We start from the raw sequence: 18,533 nt of genomic DNA on the forward strand, positions 1-18,533 counted from the left end.
CGTCTCGCGCGGTGCATGTTGGCGAGAATTCGCCGCAAGGATGGTCGTCGTGGCGTCGCGGCAGGCCGCAGCACGTTCAGGCGACGACGCTGGATTCCCGGACCACCAGGTGCGCGGGAAGACAGATACTCTGCACCGGCTTGCCTTCGATCAGCGCGATCAATGCCTCCACCAGCAGGCGCCCGGCGCGCCGGGTGTCCTGCGCCACAGTGGTCAGCGACGGACTGACGTTGGCCGCCATGGCGATATCGTCGAAACCGGCGACCGCCACCTGCTCGGGCACCTTCAGGCCACGCTCGGCCAGCGCGCGCATGGCGCCGATGGCGATCAGATCGCTGGCTCCAAAGACGGCGTCGAATGTCAGCCCGCGATCCAGCAACTCAAGCACCGCGTCATGCCCGGATTGCTGGCTGGTCACCGCATCGATCCGCAGCGCCGGATCGACCTCGATACCCGCTGCTCGCAAGGCCGCCTGATAACCGCGATAGCGTTCCATCACTTCCGGCGAGTGCTCCGGCGCGCCAATGAAGGCCACGCGACGGCGGCCCTGCGCCACCAGGTGCTCGGTCACCATGCGGCCACCGAGCTGGTTGTCGCTGCCGATCGTGATTCCGGGCTGGTCCAGCAACAGTGATCCCCAGCGCACGAATCGCGTCCCCGATTGCACCAGGGCGTCGAGCTTGCTGCGGTAGGCCACGAAATCGCCGTACCCGAGAAGAATCAGCCCATCCGCCTTGTGGCTGCCGGTGTATTCCGCATGCCAGTTCCGCGACATCTGCTGGAAGGACACCAGCAGATCGTAGCCACGCTCGGAGCAGACGCGGGCGATCCAACCCTGCATCGACATGAAGAAGGGGTTGATGTTCGACTCGTCCGGCGTGGGGTCCTCGAAGAACAGCAAGGCCAGCGTGCGCGTCTGCTGCGAGCGCAGGTTGGAGGCGTTCTTGTCGACGGTGTAGTCGAGCCGGCGCGCAATCTCCCGAACGCGCTCACGGGTCTTCTCATTGACCATCGGGTCACCGCGAAGCGCGCGCGAAACCGTGGACTGCGAAACCCCGGCCAGCTGAGCGATATCCAGAGAAGTTGCCATACGTGTGCTCCCCGCCCCGGCCACCTGCCGGACCCTGCTCGAACGAGTGTAGGGGCCAACCGGCAGGCACGGTAGACGCTATGCAACATCTTCGGCCTGCCGGCGCGGGAGGTGTTTTCTGGCGGAACCGGTGACATTCCGCCGCCCCGCGCTTTCGACAAGAACCAACTGCCTTCCGTCGATGCGTTCTGGTCACTCGGCAGGTACGACCTAGAAGGCGTCCAGGTCGCCGCCCCGTTCGACCGTCATGCCGTTGGCGACCGCGTTCGCCTGGGCCACAACAGCGATGGATTTCTGGACAGCCGAGTCGGCCTGCGATCTGCCGGGCGTACTGAAGAGAGTGCTCAAGCAGGGGTGACGCCACTCATCAGAGCGGCGCATGCTTGAACAGCGATACGCCGGGGCCGTATTGCAGCGATTCGATGCTTTGGCGCAGCACGGGGTACTCCACTCGCTTGCCTGTCTCGTCTTTCGCTTCGCCGCACCAGAACAGCTGGCCGGCTGCCGGGATGGCATCCTTCAGCAGCGCGTTCACGGTGGTCGCGTAGTCGTAGTCCATCGTTCCCTTGTCGTTCCATACGGCGATCTGCCCACCGACCGGCCCAGTGGACGCGTGACGTTCGGCTGGCAGGCGCTTGCTCCACCCCTCGTACAACGCGTCGCCGCGCAAGCCAGCCGGATTGAAATAGGAAGGTCCGAACGGGACGACATACCAGTCGCCGAACGATTCGACCCAGGTGAATCCGCGATCGCTCCAGTTGGTCTTCGCCTCGTCACCCCAGTTGATCCAGCGCTGGATCACGAAGGACTTGTCCAGCCGACTCGCCATGTCGGCACTGCCCCATATCTCGACCCGCTTGCCGCGTTGTTGCAGGAAGCGCCCTAGCTTGTTGAGATAGTCGATCTGGTCGTTGACGCTGACCTTGCCGCCATTGACGTTGACTTCGTCGCCGCCGATGTGGACCACATCGGAACGGAACCAGGGCAGGAACTCGGCAAAAACCGACTCCACGTATGCCAGCGTGTGCGGGTTGGCGGGGTCGAGCGTGCCTCCCGCCGGCGAGTCTTCGGCATAGGCGAGGTCCGGCCGTGCCAGCACGAAGGCCCCTGCATGGCCAGGCGTATCGATCTCCGGAACGATCGTCACGCCATTGGCGGCCGCGGTGCGTTCCAGCGCCTCCCAATCCTTGCGCGTGTAATAGCGGCCATCGGTGGATTGCAGCGTCGCAAAGGCAGGGTTGTCGCTCCTCAAGCGAAAATTGCGGCTCAACCATGATTTCTTGTCGTCGCTGAGCACCTGGTCATTGAGATGGAGGTGCAGCGTATTGAGCTTGTACCAGCCCATGAAGCGAATATAGTCCTGCAGGAACGCGACGTCGGCGAACTTTCGTCCGACATCCAGCATGACCGAGCGCTCGCGATAGCGCGGAACATCCACGGCGCGTCCCCGGGGTAGCGCGCGGTGCGTTTCGTCCTTGCGGCCATCCAACACGAGCATCTGCAGCAGGGTGCGTCCGGCGTAGAACATGCCGGCGTCGGCGTTCGCACACAACGTGACGTGGTCATCGATGTCCAGCGTGTAGCCCTCCCGGCCAATGAGCGGGGAAACGTCTCCGCATGGCGGCAGGCGCATGACGATGTCCCGCGGTCCGGCGAGACCACCGATCGACACGGCCACTTTCACACCCGCTACCGACGCGATGTCTTCCGCCAGTCTTGAGGCCATCGGCCCGAGCTCCCTGGCGTGGGAAGGCTCGAGCAGCAGACGCGCATGACGATCCAACGTCCAACTGCCCGCCTCGCCTTGCCAGCGCTGCAGTGTGGGAATCACCCGTGGCGCCGCATTTGCACCTGCGGGATCCTTCACCGCATCGGCAGCCATGCTCCGTGATAGAAGCACGGACAAAGCCATGCCCCATGCGATCCAAATCGTGCTTTTCCACATAAGCGAAGCCAGCCTCCAGGAATGTGTTTTCAAGGCCCCGGCCGTCCGTGTCGCCACGCATGCGCTGGGCCGCCCGGGCACGACAGATCGGCGGAGAAACATCCGCCGTCGACCGCCTGAAATCATGCCGAACTTCATTGACACGATCTCGCCATGTGCCATCTAATGCATCATCGTCGATGGACGTCTTTACGTCCGAATGATGCGACAGAAGGTAAACCATGAAACGTTTCGCTCGATCCCTGCTCGGCGCCGCCATTGCGCTCACGCTTCTGCCGACGACATCGACAGCCCAGGCTGCGGCGGACATCAAGCCGTCTGCCCAGCAGGTTCACTGGCAGGACCTGGAGTTCGGCGTCATCGTGCATTTCGGAACGAACACGTTCCTCGACCGTGAATGGGGCGACGGCACCGCCGACCCCAGGGTTTTCAACCCGGATCACGTGGATGCCGCGCAATGGGCGCGTGCCAGCCGCGCCGCCGGCGCCCGCTACATGGTCATGGTGGCCAAGCATCACGACGGCTTTGCGCTGTTTCCGACGGCGCAGAGCGACTACTCGGTGAAGAGCAGTCCATGGATGGGCGGCAAAGGCGATATGGTGAAGCTTGCGTCGGATGCGGCGCGGGCCGAGGGCCTCGAGTTCGGCGTCTATCTCTCGCCGTGGGACCGGCATGAACCCCGCTACCGCGATCCCAAGGCGTACGACGCGTACTACCAGGCCCAGGTCGAGGAACTGGCGCAACACTACGGTCCGCTCGTCGAGTGGTGGCTGGATGGCGCGGGCAGCGCCGGCCACGTCTACGACTTCCCGCGCTACATCGAGACGCTGCGTACCTACCAGGCCAACGCCATGGTGTTCGCCGACATGGGCCTGTTCGAGTACGGCGACATCCGCTGGGTCGGCCAGGAAGACGGCTACATCCGCGGCGAGAACTGGAACGTCATCGATCGGCATGGTTATGAACGCTGGCGTCCGGTCGAAGTGGACACGCCATTGCACGACCTGCACTGGTTCTGGCATCCCAACGACGAGGGCACGCTCAAGAGCGTGGCGAAGCTCGTCGACACCTGGGAGAACAGCGTTGGTCGCGGCGGCCAGCTGATGCTGGGCATCGCGCCGGATCGCCATGGCCGGCTTCCCGATGCCGACGTCGCGCGGCTTGAAGCATTCGGCAAGGCGCTGCGTGAGCGCTACGGCGACGCCAGCAATCTCGCCCGTCACCACGCGGCGGCGGATGAAAACACCGAGGCGGCGCTCGACGGCAACAAGGACACCTTCTGGTCCACGCCCGCCGGAGCGCGGCACGCCACGCTGGAGGTCGATTTCGGCAACCCGGTGACGTTCGACCGCACGCTCGCGATGGAATGGCTGGACGATGGCCAGCACGTGCGCAAGTACGCCATCGAGGTGTTCGACGGCAAGGCCTGGCGCACCGTTGCCAGCGCCGAAGCCATCGGGCACATGAAGATCGACGTGTTCCCCAAGGTCACCGCGCAACGCGTGCGCCTGAACATCCTCTCCAGCGTGGGCGGCGCGTCGATACGCGAGTTCCAGGTGTTCAACGCAAGCCCGTTGCCCTCGCACTGAGCTGCCGCTGGCGCGCTGGCTTTGCCGCGCGCCAGTCGCCGGATGGCCGGACGACCCTGCCAGTGCCCGCCACGAGTACCGAAGTCGACGCATGCCGCTCAGCCCGGGCCAGCGCACTCAGCGCGGCACGTCGGCATGCCCCGTGATGGTGAAAGTCACCGGTACCTGGCCCGCCGCCGGTTGGCGGCCACCGGCGAACAGTTCGTAGCGGCCCGCCCTGACGGCGCGCACGCCGGCCGCGTCGACAAGGCTCAACGCACGTGCATCGAGATGAAACTGCACGATGCGCTGCTCACCCGCCGCCAGAGGGATGCGCTGGAAGCCCACCAGCGCCCGCCGCGGCGCACCCGCCACACCGGGGTAGGCGAGGTATAGCTGCACCACCTCGTCGCCGCTTCGCGCACCGGTGTTGCGCACGCGCACGGAGACATCCATGGGGTCGCCCGCCTTGACGCGCGCCGAGGACAGGACGGGTGCGTCATAGGCGAATGTGGTGTAGCTCAGGCCATCGCCGAAGCCATACAGCGGCTCGCCATCGAAGTAGCGATACGTGCGCCCCTTCATGTCGTAATCGATGAACGGTGGCAGGTCGCGGGCATCGCGATAGAACGTCACCGGCAGGCGACCGGCAGGGTTGACGACGCCCGCGAGGGTTCGCGCGATCGCCGCGCCGCCCTGCTCGCCCGGATACCACGCGGCAAGTATCGCGTCCGCATGATCCTTGGCCCAGGTCATGGCCACGGCACTGCCACTCATCAAGACCACTACCAGCGGCTTGCCGCCGGCGGACACGGCTTCCAGCAGCTTGCGCTGCGTGGATGGCAGGCCGATATCGGTGCGGTCCCCGCCGAGAAAACCCGGTACGTCGACCTTGAGCTCTTCGCCCTCGACTTCCGGCGAAAGGCACACGAACGCGACCACGACGTCGGCATCATTCGCTGCCCGTCGCGCTTCGGCCAGTTGCGCCTCCGGCGGTGCGATCCACTGCAGATGGATGCCCTGGTCTTCGCCGCTGTGCTGCCATTCCAGTCGAAGATCATGTGGCTGCGCGTCGTCGACGTGGATTTTCGCAGCGGTCGGCTCCTGATCGCCGTCGGTCGCGGAGATCAGGCGGCCGTCAAGGTACAGATGCACCGGATCATGCCCGCGGCAGTCGAAGCAACGGTCGACGCGTACGGACAAGGTGTAATCGCCAGGGCCAGGCGGCAGCAGTTGCCCGCTCCATCGCACCGCATAGCCCGATGCGCCCAGCCCTTTTGCCGGCGGCGCATGGTCCGTGTCCATGTCGACCTTGGCATCGGTGCGCGTCACGATCAGCTTGCCGAACAGGTCGCTGCCTTCGAAATACTCGCCTTTCAGCCCGGCGGCACCGCCTTGCCCGCTGCGCAACGCCGTCACCGGAATAGGCACGGGTACGCCTTCGGCCAGCGTGGCGCCCTGGGCATAGCTCACGCGCTGCGCGCCGAACTGCTGCCGCAGGCCATCGAGCGGCGTCACGGGATGACGTGCCGTGCCGTGATAGTTGGCTTCCAGCACCGACAAGGCATCCGCATTGGGTCCGACCACGGCGATACGCGTGCCTGGCTTGAGCGGCAAGACATCGGCGCGATTCTTGAGCAACACGATCGATTCGCTGGCCGCCCGTAGTGCGAGCGCAGCTTGCTCATCCGGATCGACGTGCGGCCTGGACATCGAGGTGTCGAACATGCCGAGGCGATAACGCGCGGCGAACAGGCGCGTCGCTGCCGTATCCAGGTCATGTTCGTTGACTTGCCCCTCGGCGAGCGCCTTGCGAAGACTGTCGTAAGCCACGCCACAATTGAGATCCGTGCCTGCCCGCAGTGCACTCGCGGATGAGCCCGCATTGTCGGTGCGGTAGTGATGGAACTTCGTCATGTCGTCCACCGCGTCGCAATCGGTGACGACGAATCCCTTGAAGCCCCAGTCGCCGCGAAGCCGCTCGCCGAGCAGCCAGGGCAAGGCACACGCCGGCACGCCATGGATGGCGTTGTAGGCGCACATGATCGATCCGGCATGCCCATCCACGATGGCCGCGCGAAAGGCGGGCAGATAGGTGTCTTCGAGATCATGCGGCGAGACGTCCACGTCGAAACCGTGGCGCCCCGGCTCCGGCCCCGAGTGCACGACAAAGTGCTTGGGCGTGGCGATGACCGTGGGATGCGCGGGGTCGTCACCCTGCAGGCCTTCGATGAATGCGACGCCGAGCGTCGCCGTCAGGTGCGGATCCTCACCGTAGGTCTCCTGCCCTCGCCCCCAGCGTGGATCGCGGAAGATGTTGATGTTGGGCGACCACAGGGTCAGGCCGTTGTAGCGGCCATGATCCTCGTGCAGCCCCGTGGCAAGGAACTTGTCGCGCGCCTGCGCCGCCACCGCGCCACCCACGGCGTGCAACAGGTCGGCATCCCAGCTGGCGGCCAGGCCGATCGCCTGCGGGAAAACGGTGGCCTCGCCATCGCGCGCGAGCCCGTGCAGCCCTTCGCTCCACCATTCGTAGGCCGGGACGTTCAGGCGTGGAATCGCGGGCGATGCGCTCTGCAGCTGGCTGATCTTTTCAGCAGGCGTCATCTGCGCCACGAGACGGCTCGCCTGCGCCGTGGCCTGATCGGGCATGGCAGACGCCGACACGGAGACAGCCAACAGCCACGCACTGGTCAGACCGGTGATCGCACCTCGCCGTTTCACGGGCCTCATCCTCATGCACTCCGAAGCGTCACGGCATTGCACCGGATGACGAGGCGTTGCCAAACGAGACACGACCGATGGCCGACAAGGAACCATGGATGGGCGCCGTGGAGAAAACGCAGACGTCGTGCCTGCCGGTCTGCGCCGGCCACGACGCGGTGAGGTGGAAGGTCGTGCCTGGCTCCGCCTTCATCGGCAGAGGCAGGCTCGCTGCCAGCGGGCCATCGCAACGGTCGACATGGACCTCCAACTCGCCAGCAGGCGTGCGCGCCGCGCGGAACACGACCTTCGACGCGTCGCCCGCCAGTCCGTAGTTGCGCGCCAGCCAGGCGCCGTCGATCGTGATGGTGGAAACGCCGTCCAGCGATACCTGCGGAAGCTTCCAGCAGCTGCTGATGACGTCGACGTCGTAGACCGGTGCCGGCACCGTTGCATCCGGCAGCAACGGCACGCGCACGCCTAGGCCGCCCGTGGGACAACCCTGGAAGCCGGTGCTATCGATGACGCCAAGCGTGCGTGCATCGAGGCGCTGCGTGCGTGCGCGTGCAAGTTGCCGTCCGTCGGCGGAAAACGATGCCGCGCTGATGGTGACAGGCAACGCGACATCGACGGGCTGGCTGTAGATCGGCGAATCCGGGCCGGGCGAGCTACCGTCGGTGGTGTAGCGGATGGTGGAAGGCTCCTGCGTGTCGAGCGTCACGGCGGCCTTGCTGGGAAAGCCGGCCGATCGTTGCGCCTGCATGCCTACGGCGAATGCGCTGTCGGCATAGGCGATGCCCAGCTGGTCGTAGCGATGGAATTGGGCGGGCAGTCTTGCGAGGAAGTCGTCGTAGTGGCGCTCGTTCGCGGGCGTCCACACGGTCTCGGCGAGAGCGTCCATGCGCGGAAACGCCGCGTGCTCGACCTGCCATGGCGCATTGAGGTATTCGGCCCAGATATTGGCCTGTGCGCCCAACACATGCCTCGCCTGCTCGGCGGAGAGGCTCGCCGGCACGGTCTCGAAGCGGTAGACGGTGGCGAGCGTCTGCACCGAAAGACGTCCGGACGGCTCGTCGTCGCGCGCACCCTGCAGGTTGTCGAAGTAGAGCGTGGGCGCCGGCGACAGCACCACGTCATGTCCCAGCCGAGCCGCATCGATCGCGCCCTGCGTGCCGCGCCAGGACATCACCGAGGCGGAAGGCGGCACACCGCCCTCGAGGATTTCGTCCCAGCCGATCAGCCGCCGCCCATGCTGCGCCAGATATTGCCCCATGCGCTCGATGAACCAACTCTGCAGCATGTTCTCATCCTTGATGCCGAGCGCATGCATGCGCGCCTGCACGGCAGCCGAAGCCTGCCATTGGTCCTTGATCGCCTCGTCGCCGCCGACGTGGATGAAGGTGGACGGGAACAACGCCATCACCTCGTCGAGCACGTTGTGCAGGAAGGTGATCGTGTGCTCGTCGACATTGAACAGGTAGGGATTCACGCCCCAGTCGATCGATACGGCCGGATGCCCGCCCGTCACGCCGATCTCCGGATAGGCCGCCACGGCCGCCTGCGCATGCCCCGGCATGTCGATCTCCGGCACGACGGTGATGTGGCGTGCAGCGGCGTACGCCACGATGTCCTTCACCTCGGCCTGCGTGTAGTAGCCGCCATACGGCTTGGCATCCGCGCCCGGCGGCTGTCGCCATGCGCCAACCTGCGTCAGCCTGGGATAGCGGCGGATCTCCAGACGCCAACCCTGGTCGTCGGTGAGATGCCAATGGAAGACATTGAGCTTGTGCTGCGCCATCGCATCCAGCATCCGCTTCACTTCGGCCGGTGGCTCGAAGTGTCGCGCCACGTCGAGCATCAGGCCGCGCCAGGCGAAACGCGGCCAATCCGCGACATGCACATAGGGCACGGTAACGGCACCCTTGGCCGCATCGGGTGTCAACAGCTGCCATGCGCTGACGGCACCGTAGAACAGACCCGCGGCATCGCGTGCGTGGATATCGAGGCCGCGGGCGTCGACGTCGAGCACGTAACCTTCCGCCTGGGACACGCTGGCGGAGGGATCGCTGCGGATCACGATGTCACCCCGGCTCGTCGCCGACGCGTCTTCGACGACCGGCAACGACAGCCCCCGCGTACGCACCAGCAGGTCGGCGAGATAGTGCGCCGCGTCTGCCGCCGCCCGATCACCGGGCTTCACGTGAATGACAGCAGCGGCACTGATCGCATAGCCGCCCTGCTCCACTGTCATCCTGGCCGGCAACGGAATGATCGACGGCGTGGTCGCCTGCGCGCTGCAAGCAAAACCGAGCAGGCAGGCCAGCGCCAGGCCACGCACGGCGTCATGGCGCATGTCAGCGGACCGCATTGGGCAGCTCGTCCCAGACCTTCGGGTCTTCCGCACCCAGCACCCACGCGCAGAACCCTTCCAGGCCGTACTGCTTGACCACGTCATAGCGATCGCGGAACGCATGGGCGTCCGGCAGGAAGACCCATTCGCGCATCTGGTCGCGATAGAAGTAGAACCACGACTCATGCTCCACCGGGTCCCACTGCATGGTCGCGTTGAATTGCCTGGCAAGCGGGAACGACTCATCGGCATCGATGTACTGCGCCGAGATATTGGACTTCTCCTTGCCGTCCTCACCCACCGGATCGCCGGCGAACCAGTGATAGCCGTACAGCGCGATACCCAACGAGAGCTTCTCCTTCGGCACCACCTTCAGTGCGTACTGGAGGTTGTCCATCACCCACGGCATCCCGGCCACCGGACCCGGCGTGGTCCAGCGCGTGTGCTGGTCGTAGGTCATCAGGCAGACCAGATCGAGCGCCTGGCCCAGCGCCTTGAGGTCATAGGCACCGCGCCAGTACTCCCACATCCACTTGCCGAACGGCCCGCGGCCCGCATAGCCCGGCGCGTTGGGCACGACGGCCATCGACAGCTTGAGGCCGTGCTTGTGCAACGCTTCGGCGGTCTGTCGCGCCAGCAGGGTCAACGCATCGCGATCGGTCCAGGCGATGTTTTCGAAATCGAACTGGAAGCCGGTGAACCCATAGAGCTTCGCCTGCTCGATCATGCCGTTGATCATGGCCTTCTTGGCCGTTTCATCGCCCAGCAGATCGTGGAACTTCTTGCGGTCGCCACCGGCGGAGATGATCGGCATCACCGGCAGATGATGCGCCTTGGCGAGATTGAGCACGTACATGTTGGGCGCGCCCGACACCAGGCCGTTCTCATCGACGCCGAACCAGGTGGGCACCAGCAGGTCGATCTTGTCGATATGCGCCTCGAGCGAGTTGATCGATTTCTGCGAATCCATCATGTAGAACAGCGCCGTGGGCGCCTTGGCGAAGACGCTTGTCGACGCAAGCGCGAGAGATAGCCACAGGGCGAGGGAGATCCATCGTTTCATGGTGCAGCCTTGAGCGAGTTCGGCGTGGAGAAGCTGATGCGGTACACGTACGCATCGCTGCCGATGGGTCGGGAAGGAAGACGCAGGTGCAAGCCACCGGCGTCCTGGGTGAAGGAAAGGGAGCGGCCATCGGCCACCGCGTCGACGCGCGTCACCTTGTCGGCGGGCGTGATCGAATGGATGGTTGCCTCGCCCTTGTCGGGCCAGCCCAGCTCGATGGCGTATAGCTTGCCGCCGCGGGTGGTGAAGCGGAAATCCTCGGCGGTATACGGCTTGGTCTTGGTGTCCTGGAAGGTGCCGGCCGCCACTTCGGTCGGGCCTTCGCCGAAGGTGCGCCACGGCTTGCTGCCGTAGATCGCCTCGCCGTTCGCCTTCAGCCAGCCGCCGATGCTGCGCAGCGTGTCCTGTGCGCCCTGCGGGATGGTGCCGTCCGCGCGCGGTCCGACGTTGAGCATGAGGTTGCCGTTCTTGCTGACCACGTCCGCCAGCAGGTGAATGATGAAGGTCGGCGACTTGTACGTATCGTGTTCGATGTAGCCCCACGAGTCGTTGCTGATCGAGGTATCGGTCTGCCAATGCGAGGCGTGGATGCCGCGCAACTGGCCGCGCTCGATGTCCAGCGTGCCGGCACCCTCCGGGAAATCGCCCAGCTTGTAGTTCACCACCACGCCGTCGCGCTTGGCGCCTTCGTTGTAGTAGTACGAGAGAAAGGTCGGCAGCGTGTTGCGGAAGGTGGGATGGCCTATCCACCAGTCGAAATAGATCAGATCCGGGTGGTATTTGTCGGTCAGCTCGGCGGTACGCGCGAGCCAGTCATCCAGCCACGCCTGCGAGACATAGGTCCAATCCTCCGCCAGGTTCTGGTCATCGCCCGTACCCAGATGGGCCACGGCCGGTCCATACAGCTCGGCATTGCGCGGATCGTTGACGTCCGAATCGAATCGACGGCCGCCGTCGAAGAACCAGTCGTGCTCGGCGCGATGGGAGGACACGCCAAAGCGCATGCCCTGCCCTCGCACGGCGCGCTCCAGCTCACCGATCACGTCGCGCTTCGGCCCCTTCTTCACCGCGGTCCAGTCCGACAGCGCCGAGTCGTACATCGCAAAGCCATCATGATGCTCGGCCACGGGCACGACATAGCGCGCGCCTGCCTCGTGGAAAAGCTGTGCCCAGGCCTTCGGATCGAAATGCTCGGCCTTGAACATCGGCACGAAATCCTTGTAGCCGAACGTCGACTGCGGGCCGTAAGTCGCCACGTGATGGGCGAACTCCTTGGTGCCCTGCTGGTACATGTTGCGTGAGTACCACTCGCTGCCGAACGCTGGCACCGAATAGACGCCCCAATGGATGAAGATGCCGAACTTGGCATCGTCATACCACGCCGGGGACCGATACTTTTCCAGCGAGGTCCAGTCACTGCGGAACGGCCCCTGGTCCGCGGCTTGCGTCACGCGATCAAGGATGGCCTTTCGCTGCGGCGCGAATTTAGCGGCGGCCTGCTGCCAGGCCAGGCTCTGCGCCGCGGGCGACAAGGTATCCGCCGTGGGTGCCGTGGCCGATTGCGCCAGTGCGGCAGCGCAGGCGAGCCAGCCGGCGAGCAGGACACCGCAGGTGACAGGTTTGATCATGGCTGCTTGTTCCCGTCGGGAAGAAAGTGGGCGCTCCCGATGTTCAAGGGATGGTAGTCGCTGGTCACGCCGCCGGCCCGTACACCTTCCGGCGATATCACATCCACCATCAGGTGCACGGCAGCGTCCTTGCCTGCAGCCTGCCAGGCGCCTTCAAAACGGACAGGCTGCGCCAGGTCGACCAACGGCTTTTCGCCATGGGCAAGTTCGTGGCCACGGTCATCCATCGCTCGCCAGTGCGCGACATAACCCTGCATCGGATACGAAGGCAGGTGCGTGCTCGCGTAGCCGGATACCGTAGCCTGGAATCCCCGCAGGCCGTCCTTGTCGACGCGCCATTGCGTGGTCACCGACAAGGGGCGGTTGCGCGCTTCGTAGACGAAGTACGACGGCCGACGCTGGCGGTTCTCGTCCACCACGCCATGGTCGACATAACCTTCGGTCTGCCCGGGCCACAGGTTGCGATGCGACTTGTAGTCCTGATAGGTCCAGAAGATCACGCCGCCGATGAAGCTGCGGCGCTGGAAGGCATCCATCTGCTGCACGAGGTTCTCGCTGCGCGCCTTGTCCGCGGACGCCGCATCAGGCGAAAACACGCCCGGATAGCCGAACTCGGAGATGATCACCATCTTGTCCGGATAGGCGCGATCCATGAAATCGAGCCAACCCTCCACGTCACCACCACCGCCGCTCCAGGAGCCGAAGTAGGCGTTGGCCATGATGAAATCGACGTCATGCATCACCGGAGCGTCCTTCCACGGCCTGATGCTGATGTCGGCATCGGCGAAGGTCACGTAACGCCCCGGATCGATCCTGCGGATCAGCGACGCCATCGCGTCGACATAGGCACGACCGCCAGGCGTGGAGGCATCGCTTTCATTGCATACGCTCCACGCGAAGATGCTGGCGTGGTTGCCGTCCTGCTCGATCATTTCGCGCATCATGTCCTGCGCGAGCGCGAGCAGTTTCGGGCTCTTCAACTGCGCCTCGCTGAACTGCCAGACGGGAATTTCCGGCACCAGCAGGATGCCGTGACGATCGGCGAAATCCAGCACGGCATCGTTCTGCGGATAGTGCACGGGCCGCGTAAGCGTCGTATGCAGCGCGGCAATGTCGAGCCAGTCGCGGCGGATCGTTCCTACCGATTCGGCCAGCCCTTCCCAGGGCGAGTCTTCGTGGCGCGTCAACCCGCTCAGGCGCACGGGCTTGCCGTTGACGTAGAGGCGCCGGTCACGGATGGCGATGTCACGCACGCCGAACGTGTCGCTGCGCGAATCGAGCACGGTGCCGTCGGCGGCTTGCAGCTCCGTCACCCATTGGTACAGACGGCCATCACCGATGTTCCAGAGCTGCGGATGTGGAAGGTTCGCATGCAGCGCCACCGATGCCGATTGCCCTGCCCTTGCATCGATGTCGGCTTGCGCCTGGGCAACCGTCTTGCCATCGGGATCGATGATGCGGGCCGTCACGCGGTAGCGGCCATCGTTCCGGTCGACGTTCTCGACGAATACCTGCGTATCGATGTCCGCCGCGCCGCCGCCGAGCCTGGTCGCGATGCGCTGGCGTCGGATCAGCGCTTGGTCGTGGGCGGTCAGCCACACATCGCGGACGATGCCGCCATAGTGCCACCAGTCGTACCACACGTTGCCGCTGGCAGCCTGGCGCATGGCATAGCCGGGGATGGTCGCCATGCCGGGGCGGTTGTCCAACCGCACGGCAATCCGGTTCTCACCCGCATGGAGTCGTGGGCCCACGTCGAAGCCGTATGCCGTGTGTCCACCCTCGTGTCCACCGACCTCCACGCCGTTTACCCATACGCGGCTGCGATAGAACGTGGCGCCGAAGTGCAGCTCGATGTGCGACGACAGCAAGGATGCGGGGATGACGAAGCGCTTGAAGTACCAGGCGACGCCTTCGTAATCGTCATCGCGGCCGATGTTCCAGGTGTGCGGCACGTCGATCGCGCGCGTATCCGGAGGCGTCGCATCGGCCCACCCCGCACGGACGCCTGCATCGGCCGCATCAGTGCGGAATCGCCAGTCGTGATCGAGGTCGATACGCGCCTGCGCGCAGCCAGGCATCGGCCACCACAGCAGCAGGCACAGCACCGCGATGGCGCGCATCGCGGTCAAGCTGATTCTCCGCCCTTGCCCGGCCTGCGACATGACTCCGCATGATGGGAATCGCGTCCTCGCGCCGGGCACGGCATCACTGGCTCATCCTCCAATTCGCAGCGCCGAGCACGCCCCATTGGCCGTGTTCGACCACGAATACCGGCGTGCTGTCCAGGAACGAACGCATCACACCCTTGTCCATGAAGCGCTCGGCGAATGGACCGGCGCGCAGCACGCTCGCAAGGCGCGCAAGGAAACCGCCCGCGAGGCAAACGCCGCCGCTCGCATTGAAGGCAACGGCCACGTCTCCGCAGAAGGCGCCCAGCCAGCGACAGAAGTAGTCGACGGTTTCCATCGCCACGGCATCGGTGCCCGCCAACGCGGCGGCGGTGATTTCGCTGGGATCCGCCAACGATGCATGCGCGCACCGCACCGCGGCCACGGCGCGATAGAGGCGGCGCAACCCCGGGCCGCTCAATACGTGCTCGTAGGACACGTAGCCATCGACCGGCCCCAGTTCGGCGCGAATGGCCTGCTCGATGCCCGGACGGGCGGCCAATTCCATCTGCCCGGCTTCGGTATGCAGTACGCGAACCGGTCGACCGGGCAGCCACAGCGCCGCGCCCAGCCCGGTTCCGGGGCCAACGACTACGACGGCACCCTTTGGATCCGCGGTGCCGTCCACGATGGAGACCGCATCGCGCGGACCAAAGTGGCCCACGGCGTGCGCGAACGCCTCGAAGTCGTTCAGCACGTCGATGGAGGCAAACCCGGCATCCGCCTTCAGTTGCTCCAGCGTGATGGGCCACGCCAGGTTCTCGTTGACGACGGCGCCGCGATCGACGAACCCCGCGCAGGCCAGCACCAGCGCGTCCGGATGGACGGCATGGTGGCGGCAGAAGTCGCCAAGAATCCCGGCCAGCGAGCCGTACTCGGCACAGCGATAGGTCCGGTAGGCAATGAGGTCGGGCCGACCGGTGGCGGCATGGGGCACTACCAGCCCGATGCGTGCATGCGTGCCGCCCACATCGGCCGCGAGAAAGGACGAAGCCATCGAGTCACGGCCGTCCAGACGGCTGATCGGGATCGGCTCGCTGAGGTCCGTGGCTCGATCGGTCTGCATGGCCTCATGGCCCCCATCCGACAACGGCATCATCACCCCACCCCGCTGGACATGCCCGCCTGATACATAAAGGAATCAAGGCGATCCCAAGAAGGCCACGGATCGCAACCATGCGCGGGATCGCGTGCGGCGCGTCAGGATTCCCGCCCCGCCATGCGATCATATATAAACCTAGTTTTTATATGTGCACAAGTAGTAGGATGCCGTGGAGGCGCCCCGGCCCAGCCGGCCGGGCCCGCTTGCACACTTCATTCGCCTCGCGTGAGGCGGGTCAGGGAGCGTTGATGCCGGTTCAGCACAAAGACCACGGGCAGTCCGGGAAGCCTGATGCCGGCCATGTCCGGCTCGCGTCCCTCGCCTTCGGCGGGGCGCCCGCCGGCAACCTGTACACGGGCGTGGATGACGCCGCCGCGCTGGCGGCGATCGGGCACGCGTGGGGCGAAGGCATCCGGCACTTCGACACCGCCCCTTATTACGGCTATGGCCTGAGCGAAACGCGCATCGGCGACGCTCTCCAAGGCATCGAGCGCTCCAGCTATACGTTGTCGACGAAGGTGGGCCGACTCATCGACACGGCTCACGGCCGCCACGATCGCGCCGACGGTTTTGCGGTGGACGGGCGCCGTGCGTATTTCGATTACACGCGCGACGGCATCCTTCGCAGCCTGGAAAGCAGCATCCGGCGGCTTCGCACCGAACGCATCGACCTGCTGCTGTTGCACGACATCGGCGAACTCACCCATGGCCCGCGCCACCCCCAGGTGCTTGCTCAGGCATTGGATGAGGCGCTGCCAGCCATGGCGGAATTGCGCGACCAGGGCGTCGTCGGTGGCATCGGCCTTGGCGTCAACGAAGAGGCCGTATGCCTGGAAGTGATGCGACGCTTTCCGCTCGACGCCATCATGCTGGCCGGTCGCTACACGCTGTTCGAACAGTCGCACAGCAAGTCGGTGATGGCGAAGGCACAGGCCGATGGCGTGAAGGTACTGGTCGCCGGCCCCTACAACTCCGGCCTGCTCGGCGCGGATGCGGGCCCCGGCGACACCTACGACTACGCACCGGCATCGCCCGCCATCAAGGCGCGCGCGCAACGGTTCTATGACGTATGCGCGCGCACCGGCGCCAGCGTGGGCGCGGCCGCACTGCAGTTCCCCATGGCGCATCCGGCGGTGACGAACGTCGTGTGCGGCCTGCGCTCCACCGCCGAGGTGGACAGCGCCGTCGAACGCGTCCGCACCTCCGTTCCCGCCGCCACCTGGACGGCGCTGGTCGAGGCCGGACTGCTCGATGCGGAGGCGCCCACGCCATGATCATCGACGCGCACCGCCACTACTGGGATCCGTCGCGACTGCAATACGGCTGGCTGGCGCATGCACCGGCCACGCTGCAGCGCGCGTTTCTTCCGCCCGACATGGCGGCGACGCACGACGCCTGCATCCTCGTACAGGCCGCGCCGGATGAGCGCGAGACGCTGTTCCTGTTCGACCTGGCACGACAGACCGATGACGTGCTCGGTGTCGTCGGCTGGGTGGACATGGAGGCGGACGATGCGACGCAACGCATCGCCGCCCTCGTCGAACAAGGACAAGGCCTGCTGCGCGGCATTCGCCCGATGGTGCAGGACATCCCGGATATCGAATGGCTGGCCCGCCCCTCGCTCGATCGCGCCTTCGATTGCCTGCGCGATCACGGGCTGGTCTTCGATGCGCTGGTGGACAATCGCCACCTGCGTGCGCTCTCCCATCGACTGACCCGGCATCCGGGCCTGATCACAGTGGTCGATCACGCTGCCAAGCCAAACATCGCCGACCGTGAATTCGCCGAATGGGCCAGTGCGATCGCACGCGTCGCCCAGGTGCCGGACGTCGCCTGCAAGCTGTCCGGCCTGCTGACGCTGACCGGCACGGGCGCCGATGCGGCCGCCATCGAGCCTTTCGTCGCGCACGTCTTCGAAAGCTTTGGCGGCCGGCGCGTGATGTGGGGCAGCGACTGGCCCGTGCTCACCACGCACGCATCGTACGAACAGTGGAAGGCGCTCGCGCAGCAACTGGTGCGCCGCTTTGCGCCACGCCACGAAGCCGCGGTGTTCGGCGCCACCGCCGTGGCGACCTACTCACTCAACGACTGCACGACGGCATCAGGGAGAACGGCATGAACGCTCATTCCGTGGGCTCGACTTCAATCACCATGGGACGCGAACCGTGAGCGGGCGCCTCGCAGGCAAGCACGCCCTGGTGACGGCGGCCGGCGCCGGCATCGGTCGCGCCACCGCCCTCGCCTTCGCCGAAGCGGGTGCCCAGGTACTGGCGACGGATATCAGCGAGGACAGTCTCGCCGCCCTCGCCTCCAGCCATCAGGGCATCCGCACGCAGCTCCTCGATGTCACCGATGCGAGCGCGATCCAGTCGCTGGCCGCATCCGTCGAGCGCGTCGACGTGCTGTTCAATTGCGCGGGCTATGTGCACGCCGGCACGATCCTCGATACGGACGATGCGAGTTGGCGGCGCTCGTTCGCCATCAACGTGGACAGCATGTTCCACCTGTGCCGCGCGCTGCTTCCCGGCATGCTGAAACAGGGCTCGGGCAGCATCATCAACATGTCCTCGGTCGCGTCGAGCATCAAGGGCGTGCCCAACCGTTTTGCCTACGGCACGACCAAGGCGGCCGTGATCGGACTGACACGCGCCATCGCCGCCGACTACGTGGCGGCAGGCATCCGCTGCAACGCGATCTGCCCGGGCACGGTGAAAACACCGTCGCTCGGCGAGCGCGTGCGCGCCTTGGGTGGCGATGAAGAAGCGGCCTGGCGCGGCTTTACCTCCCGGCAGCCGATGGGCCGCCTCGGTGAACCCGAGGAAATCGCCGCACTCGCGCTCTATCTCGCCTCCGACGAATCGTCCTTTACCACCGGCACCATCCACGTCGTGGATGGCGGCTGGTCGAACTGAT

General features: G+C 65.6%; 12 protein-coding genes. 4 read left to right on the forward strand and 8 right to left on the reverse strand.

Going from position 1 to position 18,533, the window contains the following annotated elements:
* Nucleotides 1–76: 76 nt before the first annotated feature.
* Complete coding sequence (locus CA260_RS10610) at nucleotides 77–1,090, reverse strand: LacI family DNA-binding transcriptional regulator (RefSeq protein ID WP_111982877.1); 1,014 nt, start codon at nucleotides 1,088–1,090, stop codon at nucleotides 77–79.
* Between the two features lie 367 nt (nucleotides 1,091–1,457).
* Nucleotides 1,458–2,972, reverse strand: a complete 1,515-nt coding sequence (locus tag CA260_RS10620) for a family 20 glycosylhydrolase (protein ID WP_238149680.1) — start codon at nucleotides 2,970–2,972, stop codon at nucleotides 1,458–1,460.
* 284 nt (nucleotides 2,973–3,256) lie between these two features.
* Between CA260_RS10620 and CA260_RS10625 the strand changes: the two genes are divergently transcribed.
* Nucleotides 3,257–4,624: an alpha-L-fucosidase gene (locus CA260_RS10625; protein ID WP_111982883.1), complete on the forward strand. Its 1,368-nt coding sequence runs from the start codon at nucleotides 3,257–3,259 to the stop codon at nucleotides 4,622–4,624.
* Between the two features lie 117 nt (nucleotides 4,625–4,741).
* On the opposite strand, the gene CA260_RS10630 is transcribed toward CA260_RS10625, so the two are convergent.
* The 6 genes from CA260_RS10630 to CA260_RS10655 all read right to left on the reverse strand — a co-directional run bounded on the left by CA260_RS10630 (nucleotide 4,742) and on the right by CA260_RS10655 (nucleotide 15,584).
* Nucleotides 4,742–7,336 (reverse strand): glycoside hydrolase family 3 C-terminal domain-containing protein, encoded by a 2,595-nt coding sequence (locus CA260_RS10630; RefSeq protein ID WP_425479718.1) that lies wholly within the window; start codon nucleotides 7,334–7,336, stop codon nucleotides 4,742–4,744.
* A 19-nt stretch (nucleotides 7,337–7,355) separates the two neighbouring features.
* On the reverse strand, nucleotides 7,356–9,674 hold the full coding sequence (locus tag CA260_RS10635; RefSeq protein ID WP_238149681.1) for a family 20 glycosylhydrolase: 2,319 nt from the start codon (nucleotides 9,672–9,674) through the stop codon (nucleotides 7,356–7,358).
* Entirely contained in the window at nucleotides 9,661–10,719 is a 1,059-nt protein-coding gene (locus CA260_RS10640; RefSeq protein WP_111982889.1) for a glycosyl hydrolase family 18 protein, read from the reverse strand. Before CA260_RS10640 ends, CA260_RS10635 begins: the two co-directional genes overlap by 14 nt.
* Nucleotides 10,716–12,347, reverse strand: coding sequence for an alpha-L-fucosidase (locus tag CA260_RS10645; protein ID WP_111982891.1), 1,632 nt, complete (start codon nucleotides 12,345–12,347; stop codon nucleotides 10,716–10,718). Before CA260_RS10645 ends, CA260_RS10640 begins: the two co-directional genes overlap by 4 nt.
* Nucleotides 12,344–14,470: a glycoside hydrolase family 2 protein gene (locus CA260_RS10650; RefSeq protein WP_238149714.1), complete on the reverse strand. Its 2,127-nt coding sequence runs from the start codon at nucleotides 14,468–14,470 to the stop codon at nucleotides 12,344–12,346. Before CA260_RS10650 ends, CA260_RS10645 begins: the two co-directional genes overlap by 4 nt.
* Before the next feature lie 85 nt (nucleotides 14,471–14,555).
* On the reverse strand, nucleotides 14,556–15,584 hold the full coding sequence (locus CA260_RS10655; protein ID WP_172461788.1) for a glucokinase: 1,029 nt from the start codon (nucleotides 15,582–15,584) through the stop codon (nucleotides 14,556–14,558).
* Nucleotides 15,585–15,868: 284 nt separating this feature from the next.
* On the opposite strand from CA260_RS10655, the gene CA260_RS10660 reads away from it, so the two are divergent.
* From CA260_RS10660 to CA260_RS10670, 3 genes are read left to right on the forward strand one after another with little or no spacing between them, the layout of a single operon-like run.
* Complete coding sequence (locus CA260_RS10660; RefSeq protein ID WP_111982897.1) at nucleotides 15,869–16,894, forward strand: aldo/keto reductase; 1,026 nt, start codon at nucleotides 15,869–15,871, stop codon at nucleotides 16,892–16,894.
* Nucleotides 16,891–17,739 carry an amidohydrolase family protein gene (locus CA260_RS10665; RefSeq protein ID WP_111982899.1) on the forward strand — a complete coding sequence of 283 codons (849 nt, stop codon included), beginning with the start codon at nucleotides 16,891–16,893 and terminating at the stop codon, nucleotides 17,737–17,739. The genes CA260_RS10660 and CA260_RS10665 overlap by 4 nt, the downstream gene beginning before the upstream one ends.
* A gap of 46 nt (nucleotides 17,740–17,785) precedes the next feature.
* Nucleotides 17,786–18,532 (forward strand): SDR family oxidoreductase, encoded by a 747-nt coding sequence (locus tag CA260_RS10670; protein WP_111982901.1) that lies wholly within the window; start codon nucleotides 17,786–17,788, stop codon nucleotides 18,530–18,532.
* The last annotated feature ends 1 nt before the right edge of the window (nucleotide 18,533 follow it).

Source organism: Dyella jiangningensis (genome assembly GCF_003264855.1).
Classification (GTDB): domain Bacteria; phylum Pseudomonadota; class Gammaproteobacteria; order Xanthomonadales; family Rhodanobacteraceae; genus Dyella; species Dyella jiangningensis_C.

Excerpts from the sequence above, each read along its gene's own strand:
- CA260_RS10610 (WP_111982877.1), bottom strand. The coding sequence starts at position 1,090 with ATGGCAACTTCTCTGGATATCGCTCAGCTGGCCGGGGTTTCGCAGTCC.
- CA260_RS10620 (WP_238149680.1), bottom strand. The coding sequence starts at position 2,972 with ATGGCTGCCGATGCGGTGAAGGATCCCGCAGGTGCAAATGCGGCGCCA.
- CA260_RS10625 (WP_111982883.1), top strand. The coding sequence starts at position 3,257 with ATGAAACGTTTCGCTCGATCCCTGCTCGGCGCCGCCATTGCGCTCACG.
- CA260_RS10630 (WP_425479718.1), bottom strand. The coding sequence starts at position 7,336 with ATGAGGCCCGTGAAACGGCGAGGTGCGATCACCGGTCTGACCAGTGCG.
- CA260_RS10635 (WP_238149681.1), bottom strand. The coding sequence starts at position 9,674 with ATGCGGTCCGCTGACATGCGCCATGACGCCGTGCGTGGCCTGGCGCTG.
- CA260_RS10640 (WP_111982889.1), bottom strand. The coding sequence starts at position 10,719 with ATGAAACGATGGATCTCCCTCGCCCTGTGGCTATCTCTCGCGCTTGCG.
- CA260_RS10645 (WP_111982891.1), bottom strand. The coding sequence starts at position 12,347 with ATGATCAAACCTGTCACCTGCGGTGTCCTGCTCGCCGGCTGGCTCGCC.
- CA260_RS10650 (WP_238149714.1), bottom strand. The coding sequence starts at position 14,470 with ATGCGCGCCATCGCGGTGCTGTGCCTGCTGCTGTGGTGGCCGATGCCT.
- CA260_RS10655 (WP_172461788.1), bottom strand. The coding sequence starts at position 15,584 with ATGCAGACCGATCGAGCCACGGACCTCAGCGAGCCGATCCCGATCAGC.
- CA260_RS10660 (WP_111982897.1), top strand. The coding sequence starts at position 15,869 with ATGCCGGTTCAGCACAAAGACCACGGGCAGTCCGGGAAGCCTGATGCC.
- CA260_RS10665 (WP_111982899.1), top strand. The coding sequence starts at position 16,891 with ATGATCATCGACGCGCACCGCCACTACTGGGATCCGTCGCGACTGCAA.